General features: G+C 62.5%; 24 protein-coding genes and 1 tRNA gene. 15 read left to right on the top strand and 10 right to left on the bottom strand.

Annotation, left to right across the window (positions count from 1 at the left end; all coding sequences use genetic code 11):
* The first annotated feature begins 68 nt into the window (after positions 1-68).
* A complete protein-coding gene (locus ACX2DJ_RS06245; protein ID WP_462571594.1) occupies positions 69-566 on the top strand; it encodes an RrF2 family transcriptional regulator in 498 nt (165 codons plus the stop codon).
* Here the strand turns inward: ACX2DJ_RS06245 and ACX2DJ_RS06240 are convergent.
* The 3 genes from ACX2DJ_RS06240 to ACX2DJ_RS06230 all read right to left on the bottom strand — a co-directional run bounded on the left by ACX2DJ_RS06240 (position 563) and on the right by ACX2DJ_RS06230 (position 4502).
* Positions 563-1669 (bottom strand): ATP phosphoribosyltransferase regulatory subunit, encoded by a 1107-nt coding sequence (locus ACX2DJ_RS06240; RefSeq protein WP_462571593.1) that lies wholly within the window; start codon positions 1667-1669, stop codon positions 563-565. The genes ACX2DJ_RS06245 and ACX2DJ_RS06240 overlap by 4 nt on opposite strands.
* Positions 1670-1697: 28 nt before the next feature.
* Complete coding sequence (serA, locus tag ACX2DJ_RS06235) at positions 1698-3284, bottom strand: phosphoglycerate dehydrogenase (RefSeq protein ID WP_462571592.1); 1587 nt, start codon at positions 3282-3284, stop codon at positions 1698-1700.
* Between the two features lie 90 nt (positions 3285-3374).
* A complete protein-coding gene (locus ACX2DJ_RS06230; protein ID WP_462571591.1) occupies positions 3375-4502 on the bottom strand; it encodes a phosphoserine transaminase in 1128 nt (375 codons plus the stop codon).
* 305 nt (positions 4503-4807) lie between these two features.
* On the opposite strand from ACX2DJ_RS06230, the gene ACX2DJ_RS06225 reads away from it, so the two are divergent.
* Both ACX2DJ_RS06225 and ACX2DJ_RS06220 read left to right on the top strand, forming a co-directional pair.
* Positions 4808-5149, top strand: coding sequence for a hypothetical protein (locus ACX2DJ_RS06225; RefSeq protein ID WP_462571590.1), 342 nt, complete (start codon positions 4808-4810; stop codon positions 5147-5149).
* Positions 5150-5336: 187 nt separating this feature from the next.
* A complete protein-coding gene (locus ACX2DJ_RS06220) occupies positions 5337-6539 on the top strand; it encodes a glycosyltransferase family 4 protein (RefSeq protein ID WP_462571589.1) in 1203 nt (400 codons plus the stop codon).
* On the opposite strand, the gene ACX2DJ_RS06215 is transcribed toward ACX2DJ_RS06220, so the two are convergent.
* Together ACX2DJ_RS06215 and ACX2DJ_RS06210 are read right to left on the bottom strand one after the other, a co-directional pair.
* Positions 6531-6983: a hypothetical protein gene (locus tag ACX2DJ_RS06215; RefSeq protein WP_462571588.1), complete on the bottom strand. Its 453-nt coding sequence runs from the start codon at positions 6981-6983 to the stop codon at positions 6531-6533. The two genes, ACX2DJ_RS06220 and ACX2DJ_RS06215, sit on opposite strands and share 9 nt — an antisense overlap.
* An 89-nt stretch (positions 6984-7072) precedes the next feature.
* The gene (locus ACX2DJ_RS06210) at positions 7073-7684 is read right to left on the bottom strand and encodes a PadR family transcriptional regulator (RefSeq protein ID WP_462571587.1); all 612 of its coding nucleotides are present in this window, start codon (positions 7682-7684) and stop codon (positions 7073-7075) included.
* A gap of 104 nt (positions 7685-7788) precedes the next feature.
* Here ACX2DJ_RS06210 and ACX2DJ_RS06205 point away from each other — a divergent pair, with 104 nt between their 5' ends.
* From ACX2DJ_RS06205 to ACX2DJ_RS06195, 3 genes are all read left to right on the top strand, one after another.
* The gene (locus ACX2DJ_RS06205) at positions 7789-9129 is read left to right on the top strand and encodes a replication-associated recombination protein A (protein WP_462571586.1); all 1341 of its coding nucleotides are present in this window, start codon (positions 7789-7791) and stop codon (positions 9127-9129) included.
* Positions 9130-9207: 78 nt separating this feature from the next.
* Complete coding sequence (locus tag ACX2DJ_RS06200) at positions 9208-10113, top strand: hypothetical protein (protein ID WP_462571585.1); 906 nt, start codon at positions 9208-9210, stop codon at positions 10111-10113.
* Between the two features lie 125 nt (positions 10114-10238).
* Positions 10239-10314: transfer RNA gene (locus ACX2DJ_RS06195), tRNA-Thr, on the top strand.
* 29 nt (positions 10315-10343) lie between these two features.
* On the opposite strand, the gene queF is transcribed toward ACX2DJ_RS06195, so the two are convergent.
* Entirely contained in the window at positions 10344-10802 is a 459-nt protein-coding gene (gene queF / locus ACX2DJ_RS06190) for a preQ(1) synthase (RefSeq protein ID WP_462571584.1), read from the bottom strand.
* A gap of 107 nt (positions 10803-10909) precedes the next feature.
* Between queF and ACX2DJ_RS06185 the strand changes: the two genes are divergently transcribed.
* The 9 genes from ACX2DJ_RS06185 (at position 10910) to ACX2DJ_RS06145 (ending at position 19249) form a co-directional block, all read left to right on the top strand.
* Positions 10910-12031, top strand: a complete 1122-nt coding sequence (locus ACX2DJ_RS06185; RefSeq protein ID WP_462571582.1) for a hypothetical protein — start codon at positions 10910-10912, stop codon at positions 12029-12031.
* Between the two features lie 55 nt (positions 12032-12086).
* The gene (locus tag ACX2DJ_RS06180; protein WP_462571581.1) at positions 12087-12929 is read left to right on the top strand and encodes a sulfurtransferase; all 843 of its coding nucleotides are present in this window, start codon (positions 12087-12089) and stop codon (positions 12927-12929) included.
* The gene (gene metC / locus ACX2DJ_RS06175) at positions 12926-14134 is read left to right on the top strand and encodes a cystathionine beta-lyase (RefSeq protein WP_462571580.1); all 1209 of its coding nucleotides are present in this window, start codon (positions 12926-12928) and stop codon (positions 14132-14134) included. The genes ACX2DJ_RS06180 and metC overlap by 4 nt, the downstream gene beginning before the upstream one ends.
* On the top strand, positions 14131-15201 hold the full coding sequence (locus tag ACX2DJ_RS06170) for a mechanosensitive ion channel family protein (protein ID WP_462571578.1): 1071 nt from the start codon (positions 14131-14133) through the stop codon (positions 15199-15201). The genes metC and ACX2DJ_RS06170 overlap by 4 nt, the downstream gene beginning before the upstream one ends.
* Positions 15202-15310: 109 nt before the next feature.
* A complete protein-coding gene (cobA, locus tag ACX2DJ_RS06165; RefSeq protein ID WP_462571577.1) occupies positions 15311-16069 on the top strand; it encodes a uroporphyrinogen-III C-methyltransferase in 759 nt (252 codons plus the stop codon).
* Positions 16066-16362 carry a DUF2849 domain-containing protein gene (locus tag ACX2DJ_RS06160; protein WP_462571576.1) on the top strand — a complete coding sequence of 99 codons (297 nt, stop codon included), beginning with the start codon at positions 16066-16068 and terminating at the stop codon, positions 16360-16362. Before cobA ends, ACX2DJ_RS06160 begins: the two co-directional genes overlap by 4 nt.
* Positions 16362-17996: a nitrite/sulfite reductase gene (locus ACX2DJ_RS06155; RefSeq protein WP_462571575.1), complete on the top strand. Its 1635-nt coding sequence runs from the start codon at positions 16362-16364 to the stop codon at positions 17994-17996. Before ACX2DJ_RS06160 ends, ACX2DJ_RS06155 begins: the two co-directional genes overlap by 1 nt.
* Positions 17989-18453 (top strand): DUF934 domain-containing protein, encoded by a 465-nt coding sequence (locus ACX2DJ_RS06150; RefSeq protein WP_462571574.1) that lies wholly within the window; start codon positions 17989-17991, stop codon positions 18451-18453. Before ACX2DJ_RS06155 ends, ACX2DJ_RS06150 begins: the two co-directional genes overlap by 8 nt.
* Positions 18446-19249, top strand: coding sequence for a phosphoadenylyl-sulfate reductase (locus tag ACX2DJ_RS06145; RefSeq protein ID WP_462571572.1), 804 nt, complete (start codon positions 18446-18448; stop codon positions 19247-19249). The genes ACX2DJ_RS06150 and ACX2DJ_RS06145 overlap by 8 nt, the downstream gene beginning before the upstream one ends.
* Before the next feature lie 67 nt (positions 19250-19316).
* Here the strand turns inward: ACX2DJ_RS06145 and ACX2DJ_RS06140 are convergent, their stop codons facing one another.
* The 4 genes from ACX2DJ_RS06140 to cgtA all read right to left on the bottom strand — a co-directional run bounded on the left by ACX2DJ_RS06140 (position 19317) and on the right by cgtA (position 23019).
* Positions 19317-19721, bottom strand: coding sequence for a hypothetical protein (locus tag ACX2DJ_RS06140; RefSeq protein ID WP_462571570.1), 405 nt, complete (start codon positions 19719-19721; stop codon positions 19317-19319).
* A 104-nt stretch (positions 19722-19825) separates the two neighbouring features.
* The gene (locus ACX2DJ_RS06135; protein WP_462571569.1) at positions 19826-20752 is read right to left on the bottom strand and encodes an NAD-dependent epimerase/dehydratase family protein; all 927 of its coding nucleotides are present in this window, start codon (positions 20750-20752) and stop codon (positions 19826-19828) included.
* Positions 20749-21885, bottom strand: a complete 1137-nt coding sequence (gene proB / locus ACX2DJ_RS06130; protein WP_462571568.1) for a glutamate 5-kinase — start codon at positions 21883-21885, stop codon at positions 20749-20751. Before proB ends, ACX2DJ_RS06135 begins: the two co-directional genes overlap by 4 nt.
* Before the next feature lie 57 nt (positions 21886-21942).
* Positions 21943-23019, bottom strand: coding sequence for an Obg family GTPase CgtA (gene cgtA / locus ACX2DJ_RS06125; RefSeq protein WP_462571567.1), 1077 nt, complete (start codon positions 23017-23019; stop codon positions 21943-21945).
* Positions 23020-23033: the final 14 nt, after the last annotated feature.

The raw sequence follows: 23033 nt of genomic DNA, 5'->3' as shown, positions 1-23033 counted from the left end.
CATATGACTCCTTTAATTTGGATATTTGTTATCCATTTATTTGGGGTCGAACAAGAGGAATTGCTGGCATGCGGATCAACAAGGGCGTCGAATGGGCTGCACACGCCTGCGCCGTGCTGGTGCCGCTATGGCCTGACCGCGGGCTGTCGCTGGCGGCGCTGGCCGAATTCCATGCGGTGCCCGAACCCTATATGGCCAAGCAGATGCAGGCGCTCTCGCGCGCCGGGCTGGTCGAAGGGGGGCGCGGGCGCAGCGGTTTCTACAAGCTTGCCCGGCCGCCTGCCGAAATCACCCTGCTAGATATCTTGCTGGCGGTGGATGGTGATGAGCCGATGTTCCGCTGCACCGAAATCCGCCAGCAGGGGCCATGCGGGTCAAAGCCCAAGGACTGCAAATTGCCGTGCAATATCGCCGCAGGTTTCGCCCGCGCCGAACAGGCCTATCGTGCCAGCCTGGCCGAAATCGATCTGGCGACACTCAGCCGCAGCGTTGCCGCGCAGCTTGGCATGGAAAAGGTCACTAAGGCAGGCGAATGGATCGGCCCGCGGGTGCGATCGCGCGGCTAGAGAGCTACCGCGTCGTTCCCATCGAGCCGGTGCGTGCAGCCAAGCGCGCGCGGATCTTCATTGTCGCTGATCTGGGCTATCGTGCGCCAGCCTTCAGCGCGCAGCCGCGCTGCGGCCTGCGCATCATGCCCCAGCGGCAGATAAATCGCATCCCGCTGCGCCGGGGCGGGCACCGCGCCAACCAGCTGGTCAAGATAGAGCGAAAATCCGGTTGCTGCCTCGTCGCTGCCCTTGATCAGATAGGTACCGCCGCGGCCCAGCGCGCCCCTCACCCCCTCTGCATAAAGCGTGAAGCCGAACCAGCTCTGGTATTCGAAGCCATGGCGCTCGGTGGGGTCGAGCGTGACCCGCGCCGAATTGCCGATGCGCGCAGCGATCTGCTTCAGCCCCGCGATCCGGCTCGCCAATGCCCCGCCCGCATCTATCTCGCGCAGCTTCGCAACCGCTTCGTCAAATGGCCCGGTGGCATAGAGCAGCGGCAGATAAGCTTCGCCCCCTGCCGCGACCAGCCCGCCGGCATCCTTCGTATCGAGCTCGCGCCGCACCGCATCGCGCGCGCCTTCGGCCAGCGGCATGGCTTTTTCGGCCAGCGTGTCGACCAGATCCGGCAGAGTGAAATCGACCGAAATGCCGCTGAGCCCCGCAGCAGCAAGCGCCTCTACCGCCAAGCCCACCACTTCGCTCGCTGCGGCGACTGTATCTGAACCGATCAGTTCGGCACCAAGCTGCAGGCGCTCTCGCGCTGGCTCGAGCTGGTCCGCCTTGATCACCGTGGTTTCGCCGCAATAGGCCAGGCGCAACGGGCGCGGGGCCCCCGCCAGGCTGGTGGCGGCTATACGGCCGATCTGCGGAGTAATGTCGCTCCGCAGCGCCAGCGTGCGCAGACTCGACGGATCGACGAAGCGGAACATGCGGCGCGGCTGCACACCGTCCATTCTGCCCGCCAGCGACTTCTCGAATTCGACCAGCGGCGGCCGAACCCGGTCATAGCCGTGGCTCGCCAGCACATCCAGGCAAGCCCGCATGGCGCGGGTGATCGCCTCCGCTTCCGGCGGCAGGCGATCTTCAAGCCCTTCGGGCAGAAGGTCGTCAGCATGAGTCATCGCAAGCGGGCGCTTGCCCGATCCTGCATCAGAATTCCAGCGCCTTGACCATTTTTACGCCATCGACAGCGCAGGCCTGCTTGACGATGCCGTCACTGATCGGCTGGTCAACACTCAGCAGCAGCACGGCCTCGCCGCCCGCTTCGCGGCGGCCAAGGTGGAAGGTGCCGATGTTGATGCCAGCCTGGCCCAGCAGCGTACCGATGCGGCCGATAAAGCCCGGCGCATCTTCGTTGACGATGTAAAGCATGTGACCGGCAAGATCGGCTTCGATCCCGATGCCGAAAATCTCGACCAGGCGCGGCGCCGTATTGCCGAACAGCGTGCCCGCGACCGAACGCGGCCCCTGGCTGGTTTCGACCGTTACCCGGATAAGCGTGTGATAAACGCCTTCACGGTCGTGGCGCACCTCGCGCACGTCGAGCCCGCGTTCCTTGGCCAGATAGGGCGCGTTGACCATGTTCACCGTGTCCGAATAGCACCGCATCAGGCCAGCCAGCACCGCGCCGGTGATGGGCTTGCCGTTAAGTTGTGCGGCAGCGCCTTCGCGCTCGATACTGATCTTTTCAAGATTGCCATGCGCCAGCTGCCCCACCAGGCTGCCGAGCTTTTCCGCCAGCGCCATATAGGGTTTGAGCTTGGGTGCCTCTTCCGCGCTGAGCGATGGCATGTTGAGCGCATTGGTGACGCCGCCATTGACGAGATAATCGGACAGCTGCTCGGCCACCTGCAACGCCACATTGACCTGCGCTTCGTTGGTCGATGCGCCCAGATGCGGCGTGCAGATGAAATTCTTCGCGCCAAACAGCGGATGATCCTTGGCCGGGGGTTCAATTTCGAACACATCCAGTGCTGCACCGGCAACATGCCCGCTGTCGAGCAGGTCCTTGAGCGCCACTTCATCGATCAGCCCGCCGCGCGCACAATTGACGATGCGTATGCCCGGCTTGGCATTTTCCAGCCGTTCACGGCTCAGGATATTGCGCGTCTGATCGGTCAGCGGCGTGTGCAGGCTAACGAAATCCGCCCGGCTCAACAGCGTATCGAGATCAACCTTTTCCACACCCAGATCAATCGCGCGCTCTTCGGTCAGGAACGGATCATAGGCAACCACCTTCATCTTCAGCCCCAACGCCCGGCTGGCCACGATCGAGCCAATATTGCCTGCCCCGATCAGGCCCAGAGTCTTGCCCGTCACTTCAATGCCCATGAAATCATTCTTGGGCCATTCCCCCGCCTGAGTGCGGCGATCGGCAGCAGGAATCTGGCGAGCGAGCGCCATAACCATCGCGATGGCATGTTCGGCAGTGGTGATCGAATTGCCGAACGGAGTGTTCATCACCACTACGCCCCGCGCGCTGGCATAGGGGACATCGATATTGTCGACCCCGATCCCGGCGCGCCCGATCACCTTCAGATTGGTCGCCGCATCAAGGATTTCCCTGGTCACCTTGGTCGCCGAACGGATCGCCAGGCCATCATACTGGCCGATGATAGCCTTCAGCTCTTCAGGTGACTGGCCGGTTATGACATCGACATCGCAGCCGCGCTCTTCGAAAATGCGCGCGGCATTGGGATCCATCTTGTCGGAAATGAGGACTTTGGGTTTGGTCATGGTTGCGGTCCTTGGGTGAGCTCCTGCGAAAGCGGGAGCCTAGGAAATTTCTGGAAATGGGTTCCTGCTTCCGCAGGAACGCACAAGGGATCAGGCCTCCAGGCTTGCCCAGGCCCAGTCGAGCCACGGGCCAAGCGCTTCGATATCGGCGGTGTCGACGGTCGCGCCGCACCAGATGCGCAGGCCGGGCGGTGCATCGCGGTAGCCCGCGATGTCATAGGCCGCGTCGTGCGCTTCGAGCAGGCCGGCAAACTTCTTGATGAAATCTGCATCCGCGCCTTCGACTGTCAGGCACACGCTGGTGTTCGAACGGATCGCCGGATCGGCAGCCAGGTGGCCAAGCCAGTTTCGCTCGCGCACGATCGCGTCGAGCGCGGCGGCATTGGCATTGGCGCGCGCCTTCATACCCTCAAGGCCCCCGACCGATTTCGCCCATTCAAGCGCGAAAATCGCGTCTTCCACTGCCAGCATGCTGGGGGTGTTGATTGTCTCGCCCTTGAACACGCCTTCAGCCAGCGCGCCCTTGCTCATCAGGCGGAATACCTTGGGCAGTGGCCAGGCCGGAATATAGCTTTCGAGCCGCTCGACCGCGCGCGGGCCAAGGATCAGCACGCCATGCGCACCCTCGCCGCCCAGCACTTTCTGCCAGCTGAAAGTCAGCACATCGACCTTGTCCCAGGCGATGTCCTGCGCAAACACCGCGCTGGTCGCATCCGCAATGCACAGGCCTTCGCGGTCAGCAGCGATCCAGTCACCATTGGGTACGCGCACGCCCGAGGTGGTGCCGTTCCAGGTGAAGATGACATCGCTGCCCCAGTCGACTTGGTCAAGATCAGGCAGCTGGCCGTAATCGGCGCGGATCACGGTTGGGTCGAGCTTGAGCTGCTTTGCCGCATCGGTCACCCAGCCTTCGCCGAAGCTTTCCCACGCCAGCGTGGTAACCGGGCGCGCGCCCAGCATGGTCCACATCGCCATTTCCACAGCGCCGGTGTCAGATCCGGGGACGATGCCGATGCGGTGCGTATCGGGCACCTGCAGAATTTCGCGCATCAGATCGATGCAATAGGCCAGGCGCGCCTTGCCGAGCTTCGAACGATGCGAGCGGCCGAGCGATTCAGTGGCGAGTTTGTCAGGGGACCAGCCCGGCGGCTTGGCGCAGGGACCGGAAGAGAATTGCGGACGCACGGGTTTGCGTGCGGGTACTTGGCATTCAGTCATTTAAGACTCTCCTTGCAGAGAGCTCGCGCGGCGTTGGGACCGCGTGGCCCGCTGGCCCCATTAGTGCTGCGGCGCAGCAAGTCAAGCCGTGCATTTATCTGCGGAGAGGGCCAATCCGCAACGATTCGTCGCAGCCCAAAGTCGGTCCATCCCGGGCTGCCTGCAGCATAAGCGCCGAAAGAAAGCAGTGGAAATCACGATTACGTGCGTAAATACAATTATTTACCGCGCAGCATGAAATTTTGTGCACGGCGCATTCTCGGCTAGTCTCGCAGGCCTCTATGGGAAACGGAGAGGAGTGACTAATGGAGAAAATTGGGGGACTGGTATCTGCCCTTGGCATAATACTGGCAATCGTTGCGGGAGTGGTCAACATTCCTGGCCTGGACGTCGCACTTGTAATCCTTTTGCTGGGTATCGTGGCAGGAATAACCGCATCGCAAGACAGTGCGGTGAGGATGTTCCTGGCCGTGCTGGTATTCCCTGCAATCGGCGCAGTGCTTTCAGGTGTGCCGGTAGTTGGTGGATATCTTGCGGCAATCTTCGGCAATCTTGCCATTCTTGCAGCGGGCGCTTCGGCTTCGCTGGTCGCGCGCCGCCTTTACGAGATGGTGTTGGGCGGTGTGAAAGGAATGTCAGGAAGCTGAATTTGGGCCCAAACTCCCGGCCATGCCGGGAGCGCAGGGCAAAACTCAGGTCTGAGGTAAGGTGGCGCGCGGCATGTCCGCGCGCCATTCCTGTTTTGCGGCAAGGCGCGCTGGCTGGCAGGAGAAAGGGGCGAAACAACATGCCCCCTCGCCAAGCGGGCGCAGTCTCATTATGTCACACGCGAATATGCAAACAAGCGATCTACGCATTGCCCTGTTCAGCGGCAATTACAACTATACGCGCGACGGCGCCAACCAGGCGCTGAACCGGCTGGTTGAGTATCTGCTGCGCCAGGGCGCCGCAGTGCGCGTCTATGGGCCCAAGGTTGCCAATCCCGATTTCGAGCCGACAGGCGATTTGGTGGGTGTGCCCAATGTCCGCATGCCGGTGAAGGGCCGCGGCGAATACCGTTTGCCCCTGGGGCTGGGGCGGCGCGTAAAGCATGATCTGCTGCGGTTCGAGCCCAATATAGTGCATCTTTCTTCTCCCGATCCATCGGGCCATGCTGGACTGCGGTGGGCGCAGGATTACGATATTCCCGTGCTCGCCTCGGTTCACACCCGCTTCGAAACCTATCCGCGTTATTACGGGCTCGGCTTCCTGGAACGGCCGATCGAATGGATTTTACGGCGGTTCTACAACCGCTGCGATGCACTGGTCGCACCATCGCAGAGCATGGTCGAAATCCTGATCGCACAGGACATGCATGACGATATCACGATCTGGTCGCGCGGTGTCGACCGGACGATATTCGATCCCTCAAAGCGCGACATGGAGTGGCGCCGCGCGCACGGACTTGAAGATGACGACGTGGCGGTGGTGTTCCTGGGTCGGCTAGTGATGGAAAAGGGGCTGGATGTCTTTGCCGACACCATCATCCAGCTGCGGAAACGCCAGGTCCCGCACAAGGTTCTCGTAATCGGCGATGGGCCGGCGCGGGGATGGTTCGAGCAGGCGCTGCCCGGCGGCATTTTTGCCGGGTTCAAGACCGGGGCTGGCCTTGGGCAGGCTCTCGCCAGCGGGGACATCTTCCTCAACCCCTCGATCACCGAAACCTTCGGCAATGTGACGCTGGAGGCGATGGCGAGCGGATTGCCGGTGGTCGCCGCAGGAGCAACCGGCGCGTCTTCGCTGGTCGACCCGGATGAGACCGGGCAACTCGTCCCGCCCGGCGATACAGCCGCCTTTGCCGAGGCGATCGCACCCTATTGTACCGATCATGCCCTGCGCCGCGCGCACGGCAAAGCAGGCGAGCGCAAGGCGCGCGAATACAGCTGGGACGCGATCAACCAGGTAGTTGCCGAAACCTATATCCGGCTGGTCGAACGGCGCGAGGAAGAACGTGCCGCCGACGCAGCCCGGATCAAGGCCGCGATCGAATTAGCGTAGCACGCCTTTGGCCGTCATCCTGCGGGAGTAGTAGATCAATGCAACGATGATGGCGAATATCACCGCAGTGAAGATCATCGGCGTCGCAGTCTCGGTAAAGCCCGGCATCGGGTTGGTGAACTGATAGAACATCCCGCCTACCAGGCCCACCAGCGACAGTGCAAACGCGTGAAATGCAAACCGGCTGCGCAGCAGCAGAAGCAGCGATCCGGCCACTGATCCCCACACGCCAAATGCCCATAGAACATCTGCCCAGAGCGGAAAGGCGTTGTAATATGCCATGGCGTCATCAACCGAAATGCCCATAGGCTCGGTCATCGAAGCGATGTATTCGCGATTTTGCAGCTGGGTTTGCGTATAGTCCCAGCCACCAATTCCGTTCCACAGCAGGCTGACTACGCCCACCACCCAAAGATGCCACGGCGCCTTGGTTGCTTCGTTCATTCTCCGTCTCCCCTCCCAGTCTGGCACAAGGCCAGATCAATGGAGGGAAACTATAATGTGATCCTGCGCCGTGCAAATGCGTTAAGAGTTCACATGCGTTCGATGCGCTTGGCAACTTCATCGATAATATCGACGATCTCGTCCATCGCGGCCTTGTCCAGCTTGCCAGCCTTGGCGCGGTTCTTGAGCACGCTGGCGAGATTGCCCATGGCGCGGAACAGGTCGGGCGAACGCACGCGCGAACGCCGCTCCCCCATGCCGGAAAGGCGCCGCATCAATTCATCGACTTCATCCGCGCGGCCATCAAGTTCGGCAATCCCGTCAACCGTGGCTTCATAGGGCTTCTTAGAGCCCTCGGCTTCGGCCTCGGCGATCATGCCTTCGTCTTCAAGCATCTGCAGCGTGGGATAGACCGCGCCCGGGCTTGGCGCGTATTCGCCGCCGGTCAGTTCTTCGATCGCCTTGATCAGTTCATAGCCGTGGCGCGGCTCGTCTCGCACCAGCGCCAGCAGCGCCAAACGCAACTCCCCCTGCGCGAACATGCGGCGCCTGCGCCGACGGTGTCCGCCGTTAAAGTCCTCGTCTTCGTCATCCCAGCCGCCGCGCTGTGAGGCGCCCCAATTGCCGCTGTTCGCAGCCATCATGGCCAGCCACGGCATGGCATACGAACCGCTAAAGCGGCGGTGCTTGCTCCAGGTCATCTTGTATCTCCTGCTATGTCTAGATAGCTCTATGATATATCTTAGACGTATCTTTGCAAGTGCGTGATGGATTTGAGCGACGAACGTCCTATGAAACTCGACCAATGGCCGATCTGTTCGCTGACGACCCTGCCCCAACCGCTTCCGTGCCGGCTGAGCCGCGCGCGGATGCGCCGCTGGCTGACCGCCTGCGCCCGCGCGCATTGAGCGAGGTGATCGGGCAGGAGCACCTGACCGGCCCTGAAGGTGCGATCGGGCGGATGGTCGCCGCGGGCAAGCTTTCCTCGATGATCTTGTGGGGGCCGCCCGGCACCGGCAAGACCAGCATAGCGCGCCTGCTGGCCGATGCGGTGGGCATGCGCTTCGTTGCGGTCAGCGCGGTGTTTTCCGGCGTCGCCGATCTTAAAAAGGCTTTCGCCGAAGCTGACCGGCTGGCGGGCGCAGGCCAGAAGACGCTGCTGTTCGTGGACGAGATTCACCGCTTCAACCGCGCTCAGCAGGATGGCTTCCTGCCCTTTGTCGAGCGCGGGACTGTGACGCTGGTGGGCGCGACCACCGAAAACCCCAGCTTCGAACTCAACGCCGCACTGCTCAGCCGCGCGCAAGTGCTGATCCTGGAGCGGCTCGATCACGAGGCACTGGGCAAATTGCTCGGCCGGGCCGAGGAACTGGAAGGCCCCCTGCCCCTGACACCCGAAGCGCGGCAGGCGCTGATCGCCAGCGCCGATGGCGACGGGCGATTCCTGCTCAACCAGGCCGAAACGCTTTATAACGCGAAGATTGGCGCGGATGGGTCCGGGCCGCTTGACCCGGCGGCTCTGGGCAAATTCCTCCAGCGCCGCGTTGCAGTCTATGACAAGGACCGCGAGGGGCATTACAACCTCATCAGCGCGCTGCACAAAAGCCTGCGCGGGTCTGACCCGCAAGCCGCGCTCTATTACATGGCGCGGATGCTCACCGCAGGCGAGGAACCGCTCTATGTGCTGCGCCGTCTGGTACGCTTCGCCAGCGAGGATATCGGCCTGGCTGATCCGCAGGCGCTGACCCAATGCCTTGCAGCGAAAGAAGCCTATGAGTTTCTGGGCAGCCCCGAAGGCGAGTTGGCGATCGTGCAGGCCTGCCTCTACCTCGCCACCGCGCCCAAATCGAACGCGGCCTATGCCGCGCAGAAAGCTGCATGGCGCAGCGCGAGGGAGACCGGCAGTCTGATGCCGCCGCAGAGCATCCTCAACGCGCCAACCAAGCTGATGAGGGATATCGGCTATGGCGCGGGCTATGCCTATGATCACGATGCGGACGAAGGCTTTTCCGGCGCGAATTACTGGCCCGAAGGGATGCAGCCGCAGAGCTATTACGAGCCGGTCGAGCGCGGCTTCGAACGAAAGGTACGCGAACGGATTGCCTATTGGGAACGATTGCGGACGGAGCGCAAAGATGACTTGTGAGTTCCTGCGAAAGCCGGAACCCAGATGGGCTGCGCTCGAGCTGCCCTGGACTCCTGCTTGCGCAGGAGATCACAAAGAGTGAGCCCCCAACGCCTCACCCACTTCCTCGCCATCGACTGGTCGGGCGCGAAGGGTGAACGGCACAGGGGTATCGCACTTTCGCTGGCCGATGCAGGTGGCGGGCCGCCGGTTCTGGTTGAGCCGCCGCCGCACGGCTGGGCCCGCGAGGATGTGCTGGTGCTGCTGCGCGACGGCATCCCGCAAGATACGCTGGTGGGCATGGATCTGGGCATTTCATTGCCGCATGCCGACGCGGGTGCCTTCTTTCCCGGTTGGAAAGGGAGCCCACAACACGCAAAGGCTCTGTGGGCACTGATTGACGACATCTGCGCCCATGATCCCAATCTCGAATGCGGCAGCTTCGTCAGCCACCCGCAGGCCGCGCGCTATTTCCGCCATTCCAGGGACCATGTTGGTGACCGGTTCCACCTGCCCGATGCGCCAACCCGCGAAGGGCGCTTCCGCATAGCGGAGGCGGCCCAGCGCCAGCAGGGTGTGCGCCCGGTGAGCAATTTCAACCTCGTTGGTGCGGCACAGGTCGGCAAGAGCTCGCTCACCGGAATGCGCATGCTGCACCGTTTGCGCGGGCACGTGTCTGTGTGGCCGGTTGACCCGCTGCCATCTCAAGGCCCCGTGTTGGTAGAGATGTACACCTCCATTGCCGCGCGTGCCTGCGGTGTTGGGGGTGGAAGTGTTGGCGGGGGCAAAACCAAGCTCAGGAGCTATGCCGAACTCAACGCCGCGCTGGGCCAACTCGATTCGCCGCCTGTACCCGGGCATGGCCCGATTGACGATCATTCCTCCGATGCGCTGGTTACCGCCGCCTGGCTGCGGCACGTTGCACACAAGCCGGCCTATTGGCAGCCGCGGGACCTGACGCCTGACATCGCGCGCACTGAAGGCTGGACATTTGGTGCGCTTTAAGGCTAGCGGGCGCTCGCCCTCAAGCAGCGAAGCGATAGGGCAACAAGAAACGCCCTCAAGCAGCGAAGCGATAGGGCAACAAGAAGCGCCCTCAAGCAGCGCAGCGATAGGGCGAAAAGAAACGTGCCGGCTTAGCTCAGTTGGTAGAGCAGTTGATTTGTAATCATCAGGCCGGGGGTTCGAATCCTCCAGCCGGCACCATTTGCTTCACGGGGCCAGGAGTTCAGGACTCAACCCCTCCCGCGATAACTCGCAACGCCTTGATCGGGCACCCACAGCCCTTGGGGAGCAGGCCCGCTTTGCCAGAACACATCGATCGGAATGCCGCCGCGCGGATACCAGTATCCGCCGATGCGCAGCCATATCGGTTTCATTTCCGCCGTCAGCCGCTGGCCGATCCCCACAGTCACATCCTCGTGAAAACCGGCGTGGTTGCGAAAACTGCCCAGAAACAGCTTGAGGCTTTTCGATTCGACGATCGTCTTGCCTGGGGCATAGTCGATCACCAGATGCGCAAAGTCGGGCTGCCCCGTCACCGGACATAGCGAGGTAAACTCGGGCGCGGCAAACCGCACCAGATACAGTGCGCCCTCGCGCGGGTTGGGCACGTAATCGAGTTGAGCCTGTTCGGGCGAAGCGGGCAGTTCGCTTTGCTTGCCCAGGAACTGAGGGGATGGTGTGTCGCTCATGCAGCGCTGTTGCCGCGAAGTTACGCCCAGCGCAAGCTATTGACTGGAACGCCGCAGGTTAAGTGCCTATTCAGCGCCGCTCCCGCTTTGCCCACCATGTGCCGATAATGACCCGCCCCAACCTGCCCCTTGCCGCGATTGTGTTCGCCCTTGCTGCCACCCCGCTGGCAGCGCAGCAGAACCCGCAGGATTTCACTCTGCCGCCCAATCCCACCCCCACACCAACGCCCAATGTGGAAGGGCCGGTGGATGACAGCGGTCTGGTGCCGATCGGACCTCGCGTGATTCCCACTGCGACGCCGACACCTCTGCCAACCCCGGCACCAATGCAAACGGTCCGGCCCGCGCAGACACCTGCGGCGGCGCCAACCCAGCGCATTACGCCAACGGCGCAGCCGAGCCCCCGCCAGACCGCTACTCCCACGCCTGCACCAGGCCCGGCGCAAACCAATTCTGAAGCCATCCCGGAATCGGGCCCTTCCCCGCTCGACAACTTGCCGGCATTCACACCCGAGCAGGCGGCGACTGGAGAGGCCGCAGCAGCAGACGAAGGCGAAGCTGCATCCAGTCCGCAGCCAGCCTTGCCTGAATGGTGGCCCTGGGTGGCTGGCATAATGGCGGCACTTGGCTTGGGCACGCTGGGAGGTTGGTGGATCGCGCGGCGGCGGTCTGCGCGGTTCGCGCCCAGAATCGAACCGCCGGTGGTTCGTTCGGGCATAAATGCCCAATCCGAGGCTGAAGTTACCGACGCCCCGGTGCGCATCAGCACAACATTCGAGGTCGAACGGTTGACGCGCAGCATGATGGTGCTGACGCTGAAATACCGGCTGACCATCGCCAATCGTTCCGACCGGGCGCTGCGCAACCTGTCCATCTGCGCCGACCTGGTAAGCGCGCGCCGCCATTTGCCGGTGGAGCAGCAACTGGCCGCTGGCTTGATCGAACTGCCTGCCAATTCCAGCATCGAACGGGTCGGGCCGCACCAGAGCACCACTGTCAGCGGTGAGCTTCGGTTGCCGCTCAACGAAATCGAGATTTTTCAGCAGGGTCAGGTGCCGCTGTGTGTCCCTCTGGCGCGCTTGCGGATCGAATGCGCGGGCAGCGAACCGCATTTGCGCAGTTTCCTGGTCGGGCTTGAATCCGGCGCGATTGGCGGCAAGCTCCACCCGCTGCCCCTGAATGGGCCGCCGGGCGGCTATGAAGGCGCACAGGTCCGCCCGCTCGATTGAAGCAGTCAAGCCATCCCCCTCGACGCGGCACGAATGCAGCGCTAATCCATTGGCCATGGACAGTCTCGTTTCCACCCAATGGCTTGTAGAGCGGCTTGGCGAGGCCGATCTCATCGTGCTCGACGCTTCGCGTCACCTTCCTGCCGCAGAACGCGATGCGAAGGCGGAATTCACCAGTGCGCATATCCCCGGCGCGCGCTTTTTCGATCTCACCGCGCTGGTAGATGACACGTCGGAAGTGCCGCAGGCGCTACCCCGCCCCGAACAGCTGGCGATGGAACTAGCGCGCTGCGGCGCCGGCCCGCAAAGCCGGATTGTCTTCTATGACGATTCGGCAGTTAAAACCGCCGCGCGCGCCTGGTTCCTGTGCCGCGCGCATGGCCTTGCCAATGTCGCGATCCTTGATGGTGGCCTCGGAAAATGGAAGGCAGACGGGCTCCCGCTCGAAAGCGGCGTTGCCGCCCCCTTGCGCGCGCAGAGCTTTTCCCTGCCAGCGCCCAGCCGCGTCCGTTTCAAGGCAGATATGCTCGCCAACCTCGACAGTTGCAGCGAACAGGTGCTCGACGCGCGCGACAAGGGCCGGTTTTCAGGCACGACGATTGACGAGGTTCATGGCCAACCGACCGGGCATATTCCCGGCTCGTGCAACCTGCCGTTCGGCCAGCTCTTCCGCGAGGATGGCACCTTCAAACCGGCCGACGAACTGCGCACTGCCTTCATCGACGCTGGAATCGATCCCAGCCAGCCTGTGGTGACCACCTGTGGCAGCGGCGTTACGGCCTGCGTACTGCTGTTCGCGCTGCACCTGGCTGGATATGATGACACTGCGCTTTACGATGGAAGCTGGCTCGACTGGGGCAGCGATCCGCGCACGCCCAAAGCAACAGTATCGCTGTGAGCGGCAAGCCCCCGCCCCGCAAACCCGCCACCAGGCTTGTAGAAGCCGGGCGCCGCAAGGAATGGACCGGCGCGGTGGTGAACCCGCCGGTATGGCGTGCAAGCACGCATCTTTTTGCCAGCGAGGCCGATCGTCAGGCGGCGCTGGGCGAAAATACCGATGGCACATTTTACTATGGGCGGCGCGGTGCACCGACACAGTGGGCGCTGGCGGAGGCGTTGACCGAGCTTGAGCCGGGAGCGCATGGCACTGTGCTCTATCCCAGCGGAGTTGCTGCGATCGCCAGTGCGCTGATGGCGGTGCTGCGGCCCGGCGATGTATTGCTGGTGAGCGACAATTCCTACGAACCCAGCCGCAATTTGGCCCGCGGCCTGCTCAAGCGCTGGGGCGTCGAGCACCGTTTTTTCGATCCGCTCGACCTCGAAGCCTACCAACACGCCTTCTGCGAAAAGACACGTGCCGTGTGGCTTGAAAGCCCGGGCAGCCTGACCATGGAAGTGTGCGATGTACCCGCAATGGCAGCGATCGCGCGCGAAAGGGACGCCGTCAGCCTGATCGACAATACCTGGGCCACGGCGCTGGGCTTTCCCGCACTTCAACATGGGTGTGACATCAGCGTGATGAGCCTGACCAAGCATGTAGGCGGGCATTCCGATCTGATGATGGGCTCTGCCAGCGCGGGCGAGCGGTGGTATAACGCGCTGCGCCGGACCAGCCAGCAATTGGGCCAGGTGGCCTCGCCCGACGATGCGGCGCTGGCGCTGCGCGGCCTCAGGACCATGGGCGTGCGGCTGAAACAATCGACGGCCAGTGCGATCGAAGTGGCGGAATGGCTCCAGGCCCGGCCCGAAGTCGCGCATGTGTTGTGCCCGATGCTTCCAGGCGACAGGAGCCATGAGTTGTGGCTCCGCGACTTTACCGGCGGCTGCGGCTTGTTCAGTTTTGTGCTCAAGGGGACTGACGAGTCTGCACGCGCCCGGCTGGTCGACACGCTGGATCTGTTCGGGATCGGCTATAGCTGGGGCGGCTTTGAAAGCCTTGCACTGCCGTTCGACCCGGACACGATCCGCGCCTTGATGCCTTGGCCCCCGACAGGTTGGGACCCGGATGACCGGCTGGGCGTTAGGCTATCGATAGGACTGGAAGACCCGCAGGATCTGATCACCGATCTTGAACGGGGCTTTGCCGCAATGAAAGCATCATGACGACACCTACCTCACCCTCACCCTCACCCTTGGCCACTGACACACCGCCGCCCCCCGGCCAGGCCTGGAGCCTTGCCGAACAGGCACCTCCGCCCGCGCAAGATGCCATCGCAACCGGCGGAATCAAGGAATCGGTTGCGTCCAAGAGCGAGACGGCCGGGGCAATCCTGGAAACGCTCGATTCGTGGAGCATAATCCTCGGCAATACGGAATTTTCGGTGCTCAACGGATTGTTGATCATCGGCGTGATCCTGCTGGTTATCATCGGCGCGTGGATGCTCACCCGGATCAGCGGGCGATTGGTGCGCCGCGCGAAACGGCTCGACGATACGCAGCGGCTTTTGACGCAGAAGATTACGAGCATCTTCATCTGGGCGATCGCCTTCTTCATCGGGATCGACATGCTGGGGATCGATCTCACCGCCTTTGCCGTGTTCTCCGGCGCCTTCGGCCTCGCCATCGGTTTCGGCTTACAGAAAACCTTTGGCAATCTGATCGCGGGGATCATCCTGTTGATGGACAAGTCGATCAAGCCGGGGGACGTCATTTCCGTGACGGACCAGGCCGGGCAGGAAAGCTTTGGCCAGATCCGCAAGATCGGCATTCGCGCGATCTCTGTTATCACCCGCGATCGCACCGAATATCTGATCCCAAACGAAAACCTGATGATCAACCAGGTGGTCAACTGGTCCTACAGTTCGCGCGATGTGCGGGTGAAAGTGCCCGTCGGCGTTTCCTATGGCATGGACATGGACCTGGTGGAGAAACTGCTGCTCCAGGCAGCCAAGGATACACCGCGTGTTCTCACCAATCCCGAACCGCGCGCGTTCATGGTCGGCTTTGGCGACAGCTCGGTGAACTTCGAGATTCGGATGTGGATCGACGATCCCGAAGAGGGGTTGGGCAACGTTCGATCCGACGTGCTCAAGCGGGTCTGGGCGCTGTTCCACGAGAATGAAATCGAGATCCCGTTCCCCCAGCGCGATATCAACCTGCGCACCAACAAGCAGTTCGACCGGCTGATCGAAGCGCTTTCCCGGCGAGAGGATTCCCGTTCGGAATCATAGCGGTGTAACACTGCCCCGGCTGTGACCATTGCTTTGCCCCAAGCTTAGCTACGCCGCCCGAAAACCATTCTCGCTGGCGACATGGCCGTCAATCTTCCATTTCGCAGAAATGGCAAACCGAGGAACTATCTATCTTGTCGGCGCGGGCCCCGGTGATCCGGAGCTGTTGACGCTGCGCGCTGCGCGGCTGATCGCGCGCGCCGAGATCATCGTCCATGACGGTCTGGTCGATCCCGCCATACTGGCGCTGGCACAAGAAGGGGCCGAGTTGATCTCGGTCGCCAAGCAGCGCAGCAAGCACACCCTGCCGCAAGAGCAGATCAATGCGCTGCTGGTGCGCGAAGCATTGAACGGCCGCGACGTGGTGCGCCTCAAGGGCGGCGATCCGCTTATTTTCGGGCGCGGGGGTGAAGAGGCAGAGGCCGCCCACGCAGCCGGCGTTCCAGTCGAGATCGTCCCGGGTATCAGCGCCGCCAATGGCGCGGCTGCCGCAGCGCAGATCGCGCTGACGCATCGCGAGGCTTCAAGCATTGTCAGCTTCGTGGCCGGTCAATGCAAAGGGCTTAGCGAACAGGACTGGACCGGGCTCGCCGGCAAGGGTCGCACGCTGGTAATCTATATGGGCGTCAAAACTGCGCCGCAGATCGCCGAGAAGTTGATGGAAGACGGGCTTGCGCCCGGCATGCCGGTGGCGGTGATCGAGAATGCCGCACGGCCCGAAATGCGCGTGCTGCGCGGAATGCTTGCGGGGCTGCCCGATCTGGTTGCCAGGTATCGGGTAAAGAGCCCCGCGCTGATCGTGATCGGCGAAGTAACCGCGCGCGATGACATTTCGCTGGTGCAGATTGCACAGGAGGCCGCGCAATGAATATCCTAACCGGAAATGATCTGAAAAGCGGCGCAGTTGTGTGGTGGGACGGCACCGGATGGTCGCTCTACGTCGATGACGCTGTCGATGTGGGTGACCGCGCCGAGGAAATCCTCGCCCGCGAACAATCCGCGCGGCGGGTCAACGCAGCCTATGCCGTCAGCGCAAACCGTGACGATAAAGGGGTCCGTCCCGCGCATATCAAGGAGCGCGTCCGGGCGCTGGGTCCTACCGTGCGCCCTGACCTGACATTGAAACCCAAAGACCCCGCAGCGATGGACTGGGTAATCTGATGTACCAGTATGATTCATACGACCAGGCTATGGTCGATACGCGCGTTGAGGAATTCCGCGACCAGACCCGCCGCCGGCTTGAAGGCAAATTGAGCGAGGATCAGTTCAAGCCGCTGCGGCTGATGAACGGGCTCTACCTGCAGCTCCATGCCTATATGCTGCGCGTTGCCATCCCCTATGGCACGCTGGATTCGCGCCAGATGCACGCGCTGGCGGATATCGCCGACAAATATGACCGCGGTTATGGCCATTTCACCACGCGGCAGAATATCCAGTACAACTGGATCAGGCTGGAGGATGCACCCGATATCCTGGCCGAGCTCGCCAGGGTTGAGATGCACGCGATCCAGACCAGCGGCAATTGCATCCGCAATATCAGCTCTGATCATTTTGCGGGCGCTGCGGCCGACGAGTTGGTCGACCCGCGGCCCTATGCCGAATTGCTGCGCCAATGGTCGAGCTTCCACCCCGAGTTCAGCTATCTTCCCCGCAAGTTCAAGATCGCGGTGATTGCGAGCGATAGCGACCGCGCGGCGATGAAGCTGCACGATATCGGAATCCAGATCGTCAGGAACGACGCGGGCGAATTGGGCGCGGCATTCAATGTTGGCGGCGGGATGGGCCGCACGCCCATGATCGCGCCCTGCATCCGCGACTTCGTGCCGCTGGATCAGCTGGTGACCTATGCCGAAGCCTGCCTGCGGGTCTACAACCGCCATGGCCGCCGCGACAACAAGTACAAGGCACGGATCAAGATCCTGGTGCACGAGATGGGCGCAGAGGAATATGCTCGCCAGGTAGAGGAGGAATTCGCCCACCTGCTTGAGCAGGGCGTTGAACCGCCGCTGGCAGAGCTGGAGCGGATCAGACCCTATTTTGCCAATCCGGCGTTCGAGACCGGGCTGCCGAGCGAGCTTGATCGTTCGGACCCGGAATTCGCGCTTTGGGCTGACAGCAACACGCATCCGCACAAGACGCCGGGCTATGTCTCTGCCATCATCAGCCTCAAGCCGGTTGGCGGCATTCCCGGTGACGCCAGCGCCAAGCAGATGCACCTGATGGCCGAGCTGGCGAAGCAATATTCGTTCGACGAGCTGCGGGTGATGCACACGCAGAATATCGTTCTGCCGCATGTAAGGATCGCCGATCTCCACGCACTGTGGAGCCAGCTCGAAGCGGCAGGCCTCGGCGCACCCAATCTCGACACGATCGAGGATATCATTGCCTGCCCCGGCCTCGATTATTGCAGCCTTGCCAATGCGCGATCGATCCCGGTTGCGCAGAGAATTTCCGAGCGCTTCGCGGCCAAGGGCCGGACCAGGGAACTGGGCGAACTCAAGCTCAAGATTTCCGGCTGCATCAACGCCTGCGGGCACCATCACGCGGGCCACATCGGCATCCTTGGCGTCGACAAGAAGGGCGTCGAAAACTACCAGCTGCTGCTTGGCGGCAGCGAGGCACAGGACACTTCGCTGGCGAAGATCACCGGCCCCGGCTTCGACGAAGCGGGGATCGTCGATGCAGTCGAGACTGCCACCGAAGTCTATCTCTCCAACCGCACTGAAGGTGAGCGTTTCCTCGACACCTATCGCCGCATCGGAATGGAACCGTTCAAGGAGGCGCTTTATGGCTGACACACCAGGAACGGTACTGGGCACCAGCCCGGACGAGGTGCAGTTCCGCTTCCGCGACGACGACGTGGTGGATCACGGCACAGTCACGGTCGACAGCTTCGTCGATCAGTCCAACGCCACTGCAGTGCGGATCGAGCCGGGCGACGATGCCCGCGAATTGCTGCCGCACCTTGATCGCATCGCTCTGGTCGAAATGAATTTCCCGGTGTTCGGAGACGGGCGCGGCTATTCCGCTGCGCGCATCCTGCGCGAGGCAGGCTATGTGGGTGAACTGCGCGCCGTAGGCGAGGTTCTGATCGACCAGCTCGCCTATATGCGCCGCTGCGGCTTCGATGCCTTTGCACCCGACACGCCGCTCGATATGGCTGATGCCGAAGCTGCCTTCGCGCGTTGGGACAATGTCTATCAACACGCGGCAGACGGCGCAGAACCGATCTGGAAACTGCGCCATGGCTGAAGCCGACCTGCCCATAGTAACGCGGAACGTCAACCGGATAAACACCACGCCGCGTTTCGACGGGGCAGATGTCATCCGGCTCAACCGGATGTTTCGCGGGTCTTCGACCGAGGAAATGCTCGAGGCGGTGATCAAGGACGGTCTTGTGGGCAATCTGGCGGCGGTATCGAGTTTCGGTGCCGAGAGCGCGGTATTGCTGCACCTCATCGCCAGCATCGACCCCGATGTGCCGGTGCTGTTCCTCGAAACGGGCAAGCATTTTCCCGAAACGCTCGCCTATCGCGATGATCTGGTCGACCGGCTCGGCCTGACCAACCTCATCAATCTCTATCCCGACCTCGAAGAACTCAAGGCCAGGGATGAAAGCGGGCTGCGCTGGTCCTATGACCCCGATGGCTGCTGCGAGATCCGCAAGGTCAAACCGCTTGCCAGCGCGCTTGAGCAGTTCGATGCCAGCTTCACCGGGCGCAAGGCGTTCCAGTCATCGACCCGCGCCAATCTGCCGCGCTTCGAGATCGACAATTCCGACGCGCAAGGGCGGCTCAAGATCAACCCGCTGATAGATTGGGACGCAAGCCAGATTGCCGCCTATTTCGTGATGCACGATCTGCCTCAGCATCCGCTGGTGGCGCAGGGCTTCCCTTCAATCGGGTGCAGCCCCTGCACGCACAAGGTTATGCCGGGAGAAGACCCGCGCTCGGGCCGCTGGAAGGGCTGGGACAAGACCGAGTGCGGCATCCATACCCCGCTGACGGAAGATGGCGAATTGCCGCCGGGCTACGAACCCTTCCTTTAGAAATGCGAAAGCCCCGAAGCGCAGCATGCACTTCGGGGCATTCGTCATTTGGCTTGGCAAACTGGCGTCAGGATTCGACGCGCTCCACCTTCGAAGTCTCTCCGGTTTCCGGATCCTTCGAGATATACACCCCGTTTTCATCGATGTACTCTTCGTAGCACTTCTGCACAGCGCCTTCTTCATCAGGCGTTGAACAATAGCGATCGGGCGACGGTTGCTCCCATCTCCCCGTAGTCTGCGTACCGTCGGCAGCAGTGTCCACCCAAGTCCCATCGGCTCGAACGTCAGATGTGAAAGTGGTGCCATCGGCATTGGTTATCTTATACGTCCCGACGGTCGGCAGACCGTCAGCGGCAATATTTGCAGGCGCGGCCTCAGCCACTTCCTCGGTCGGTTCAGCCTCGGGCGCCTCCTCAGCCTGGGAACAGGCAGCGAGTGCCGCGACAGCAGCTATAGCTATGATCTTTTTCATGATTTCCCCTTTTCGTGACCCGCAAACCGACTCATGCCGTGTTTGCGACTCGCGACCGCAGAGGGGAATCTAGGACGAAACCGGCCAAAGCTGAAATTGTAATCTCAAAGCCAGCCTTCGCGGCGATACCAGTCTGCCGTCGATTTCAGGCCTTCCGGGCCGCCGATCTGCGGCAGCCAGACGCTTTCAGGCACCTTGCGATCTGAGCGGACAACCCAATTGGGGTGGCACATATAGCCAACGCGGTCATGCGTCAGCCTGGCCCCGTGGCCGCGAAATAGCCGATCGACCCCTGCTGCGCCCTGCAACACTGCGCGCGGCAGATGCGGCGCGAACACGCGCTTGCCAACCGCCTGCCCGATCGCGGCCGCCAGTTCCTTATGGCTCCACCCACCTTCACGCGCATCGTCTGGCTCGAACACACGCTTGCGCACCAGGGCGGGCTGCGCATCGATCAGGTCGACCAGCAGCCTGGCAAGATCGGCGACATGGATGATCGAAGTCGCTCCGCCCGGCGGCAGGGGGACAAAGCCGAAGCGCGCACTGCGAAACAGTTCGAACATGTCAGCATCGCGCGGGCCATAGACCGCCGGGGGGCGCACGATGGTCCAGTCAAGCCCGCTTTGCTCGACCAGCTTTTCCGCCTCGGCCTTGGACGCACCATAGGCCGACAATGCAGGTTCGCGCGCCGCAAGCGACGAAACGAACACGAACCGTTTCACGCCAGCCTGTTTGCTCGCCGCAATAAGATTTGCCGTTCCTTCCACATTGGCAGCGGCAAACCGGGCCGGGTCGGGCGCGTTGGTGAGCCCGGCAATATGGATCACGCCGCGCGTGCCAGCCACAAGATGGTCGAGCGCAGGCTTGTCAGCCAGCTCGCCCATCACCCATTCGACGCGGCTGTGTTCGTGCTCGGTTACGCGCCGCACCAGCGCTTCGGCAGGCAGATTGCGCTCTCCCAGCACATCAAGCACCGCCTGCCCCACGAAACCGGATCCGCCGGTGAGGGCAAGCGGCACTTCGCCGCTCACATCAGCACCAGATGATCACGGTGAATCACAGAGGATCGCGGCGAATGGCCCAGGATCGCTTCCAGTTCGGCGCTCTGCCGACCCATGACCGCCTCCACATCGTCGGCGTCATATTCCACCAGCCCCTTGGCGATCACCCGTCCGGTCACATCCTTGACTTCGATAATGTCGCCGCGCGAAAAATCGCCTTCAACGCCGGTGATGCCTGCAGCCAGCACGCTCTTGTTGCCATCGCGCAGCGCGGCAACGCAGCCATCGTCAACCGTAATCGCGCCGTTGAAGCGCATGCGACCGCCGATCCATGCCCGCCGCCCGCTTTCCTCGCGCTGCGGCAGGAACAGCGTGCCCGCCTGCGACGCTATCGCGTGGGCGATCGGCATTTCCGGCCGCCCATCGATGATGGCGAGCGCGATACCGGCCCTTTCTGCGATCTCTGCGGCCAACAGCTTGGCAGTCATCCCGCCCGATCCCAGGCCCGAGCCCGAGCCCGAATCCGCCATCGCGTGGATTTCCTCCGTCACCCCGTCAACCTGGTCCAGCCGCTCGGCCTCCGGGTGCTCGGGATGCCGGTCATACAGCCCGTCGACATCGGTCAGCAACAACACGCCGTCAGCCGCGCAGGCCTGCGCCACACGCGCGGCCAGCCGGTCATTGTCGCCGAAACGGATTTCGCCCGTGGCGATGGTGTCATTTTCGTTGACCACCGGCACCACGCCGCTTTTGAGCAGGCGGCGCAGGGTGGCGGAAATGTTGAGATAGCGCCGTCGGCTCTCGAAATCATCCAGCGTCAGCAGCATCTGCGCGGCGACCAGCCCGCGTTCAGCGAGCAGCGCGGACCACGCCGCCGCCAGATCGATCTGTCCGACCGATGCCGATGCCTGCGCTTCAGACAGCGTGCGCCGTCCGCCGTGGCTAAGGTTCAGCTTCTTGGCGCCGATGGCGATCGACCCCGAACTGACCACCACTACTTCCATGCCCAATTCGCGCGCGGTCCAGATATCATCGACCACCGTGCGCAGCCATTCGGCATTCACCCGCCCGCTGGCATCCACCAGCAGCGCGCTGCCGATCTTGATGACCAGGCGTTTGCAAATGGCGGGATCGCGGAAATCGGGCAGGGTCTGGATGGGCATGATGCCTGCTTCGTTAAAGGATCGCGGCGCTGCCGGCCAGTGCGGCTTCGCGCAAAATCACAGCGGCGACCACGGCTTTTCCTCTTCCAGCGCGGGTGCGCCTTCTTCAGGCAATTCGCCCGGCTGCTCGGTCATCGTGTGCTCGGGCAGATAGCCCAGCACTGCGTCCAGCAAGGCATCGATCCCCTGGCCGGTCGCACCGGACACGGCGAACACGTCATCCGCGCCGGCTGCCTTCAGTTCGCTGGCGAACCCCTCTGCCAGTTCGGCATCGGCCTGGTCGATCTTGTTCAGCGCGACAAGCCGCGGCTTGTCCTCCAGCCCGGCACCATAGGCGGCGAGTTCCTCTTCGATCACGCGCATGGCCTCTACCGGGTCGGCATCTCCGGTGCCGGTAATGTCGATCAGGTGGATCAGCACGCGGCATCGCTCGATATGGCCCAGGAACCGGTCGCCGATCCCCGCCCCGTCTGCGGCTCCTTCGATCAGGCCGGGAATGTCGGCCAGCACGAATTCGCGCCCCTTGTGCCGCACCACGCCCAGCTTGGGGATCAGCGTGGTGAAGGCATAATCGCCCACCTTCGCCTTGGCATTGGACACCGCGTTGATGAAGGTGGACTTTCCGGCATTGGGCAGACCCACGAGCCCGACATCGGCAAGCAGTTTGAGGCGCAGCCACACCCACATTTCTTCGCCTGGCATTCCCGGCTGATGCTGGCGCGGCGCGCGGTTGGTTGCGGTCTTGTAGCTGGCGTTGCCGCGCCCGCCCATCCCGCCTTGCAGGAACACTTCGCGCTGGCCGACTTCGGTAAAGTCCGCCAGCACCTCTTCCTTGTCTTCGGAAAGCACCTGCGTGCCCACCGGAACCTTGATCACCAGATCGCTCGCAGAAGCGCCGGTGCGATCCTTGCCCATGCCATGCGCGCCGCGGCTGGCCTTGAAATGCTGGCTGTAACGGAAATCGATCAGCGTATTGAGGCCGGCCACGGCTTCGAACACGATATCGCCGCCCTTGCCGCCATTGCCGCCGTCAGGCCCGCCATATTCGATATATTTCTCGCGCCGGAAACTGACGGCACCGGGGCCGCCGGCGCCGGATTTTAGGTAGATCTTGGCTTGGTCGAGGAAATGCATGGGCTCCCCCTATG

This window comes from Altererythrobacter chaiwopuensis, assembly GCF_054957755.1.
The sequence above is the reverse complement of the archived record's forward strand: the minus strand, read 5'-3'. Positions and strand labels throughout refer to the sequence as shown.

Coding starts and splice junctions, on each gene's coding strand:
- ACX2DJ_RS06140 (WP_462571570.1), bottom strand. CDS start 19,721: ATGAAAAAGATCATAGCTATAGCTGCTGTCGCGGCACTCGCTGCCTGT.
- ACX2DJ_RS06170 (WP_462571578.1), top strand. CDS start 14,131: ATGACGACACCTACCTCACCCTCACCCTCACCCTTGGCCACTGACACA.
- ACX2DJ_RS06230 (WP_462571591.1), bottom strand. CDS start 4,502: ATGACTGAATGCCAAGTACCCGCACGCAAACCCGTGCGTCCGCAATTC.
- ACX2DJ_RS06150 (WP_462571574.1), top strand. CDS start 17,989: ATGGCTGACACACCAGGAACGGTACTGGGCACCAGCCCGGACGAGGTG.
- ACX2DJ_RS06225 (WP_462571590.1), top strand. CDS start 4,808: ATGGAGAAAATTGGGGGACTGGTATCTGCCCTTGGCATAATACTGGCA.
- ACX2DJ_RS06215 (WP_462571588.1), bottom strand. CDS start 6,983: ATGAACGAAGCAACCAAGGCGCCGTGGCATCTTTGGGTGGTGGGCGTA.
- serA (WP_462571592.1), bottom strand. CDS start 3,284: ATGACCAAACCCAAAGTCCTCATTTCCGACAAGATGGATCCCAATGCC.
- ACX2DJ_RS06205 (WP_462571586.1), top strand. CDS start 7,789: ATGGCCGATCTGTTCGCTGACGACCCTGCCCCAACCGCTTCCGTGCCG.
- ACX2DJ_RS06155 (WP_462571575.1), top strand. CDS start 16,362: ATGTACCAGTATGATTCATACGACCAGGCTATGGTCGATACGCGCGTT.
- queF (WP_462571584.1), bottom strand. CDS start 10,802: ATGAGCGACACACCATCCCCTCAGTTCCTGGGCAAGCAAAGCGAACTG.
- ACX2DJ_RS06160 (WP_462571576.1), top strand. CDS start 16,066: ATGAATATCCTAACCGGAAATGATCTGAAAAGCGGCGCAGTTGTGTGG.
- ACX2DJ_RS06240 (WP_462571593.1), bottom strand. CDS start 1,669: ATGACTCATGCTGACGACCTTCTGCCCGAAGGGCTTGAAGATCGCCTG.
- cgtA (WP_462571567.1), bottom strand. CDS start 23,019: ATGCATTTCCTCGACCAAGCCAAGATCTACCTAAAATCCGGCGCCGGC.
- ACX2DJ_RS06145 (WP_462571572.1), top strand. CDS start 18,446: ATGGCTGAAGCCGACCTGCCCATAGTAACGCGGAACGTCAACCGGATA.
- cobA (WP_462571577.1), top strand. CDS start 15,311: ATGGCAAACCGAGGAACTATCTATCTTGTCGGCGCGGGCCCCGGTGAT.
- ACX2DJ_RS06245 (WP_462571594.1), top strand. CDS start 69: ATGCGGATCAACAAGGGCGTCGAATGGGCTGCACACGCCTGCGCCGTG.
- proB (WP_462571568.1), bottom strand. CDS start 21,885: ATGCCCATCCAGACCCTGCCCGATTTCCGCGATCCCGCCATTTGCAAA.
- ACX2DJ_RS06220 (WP_462571589.1), top strand. CDS start 5,337: ATGCAAACAAGCGATCTACGCATTGCCCTGTTCAGCGGCAATTACAAC.
- ACX2DJ_RS06210 (WP_462571587.1), bottom strand. CDS start 7,684: ATGACCTGGAGCAAGCACCGCCGCTTTAGCGGTTCGTATGCCATGCCG.
- ACX2DJ_RS06185 (WP_462571582.1), top strand. CDS start 10,910: ATGACCCGCCCCAACCTGCCCCTTGCCGCGATTGTGTTCGCCCTTGCT.
- ACX2DJ_RS06180 (WP_462571581.1), top strand. CDS start 12,087: ATGGACAGTCTCGTTTCCACCCAATGGCTTGTAGAGCGGCTTGGCGAG.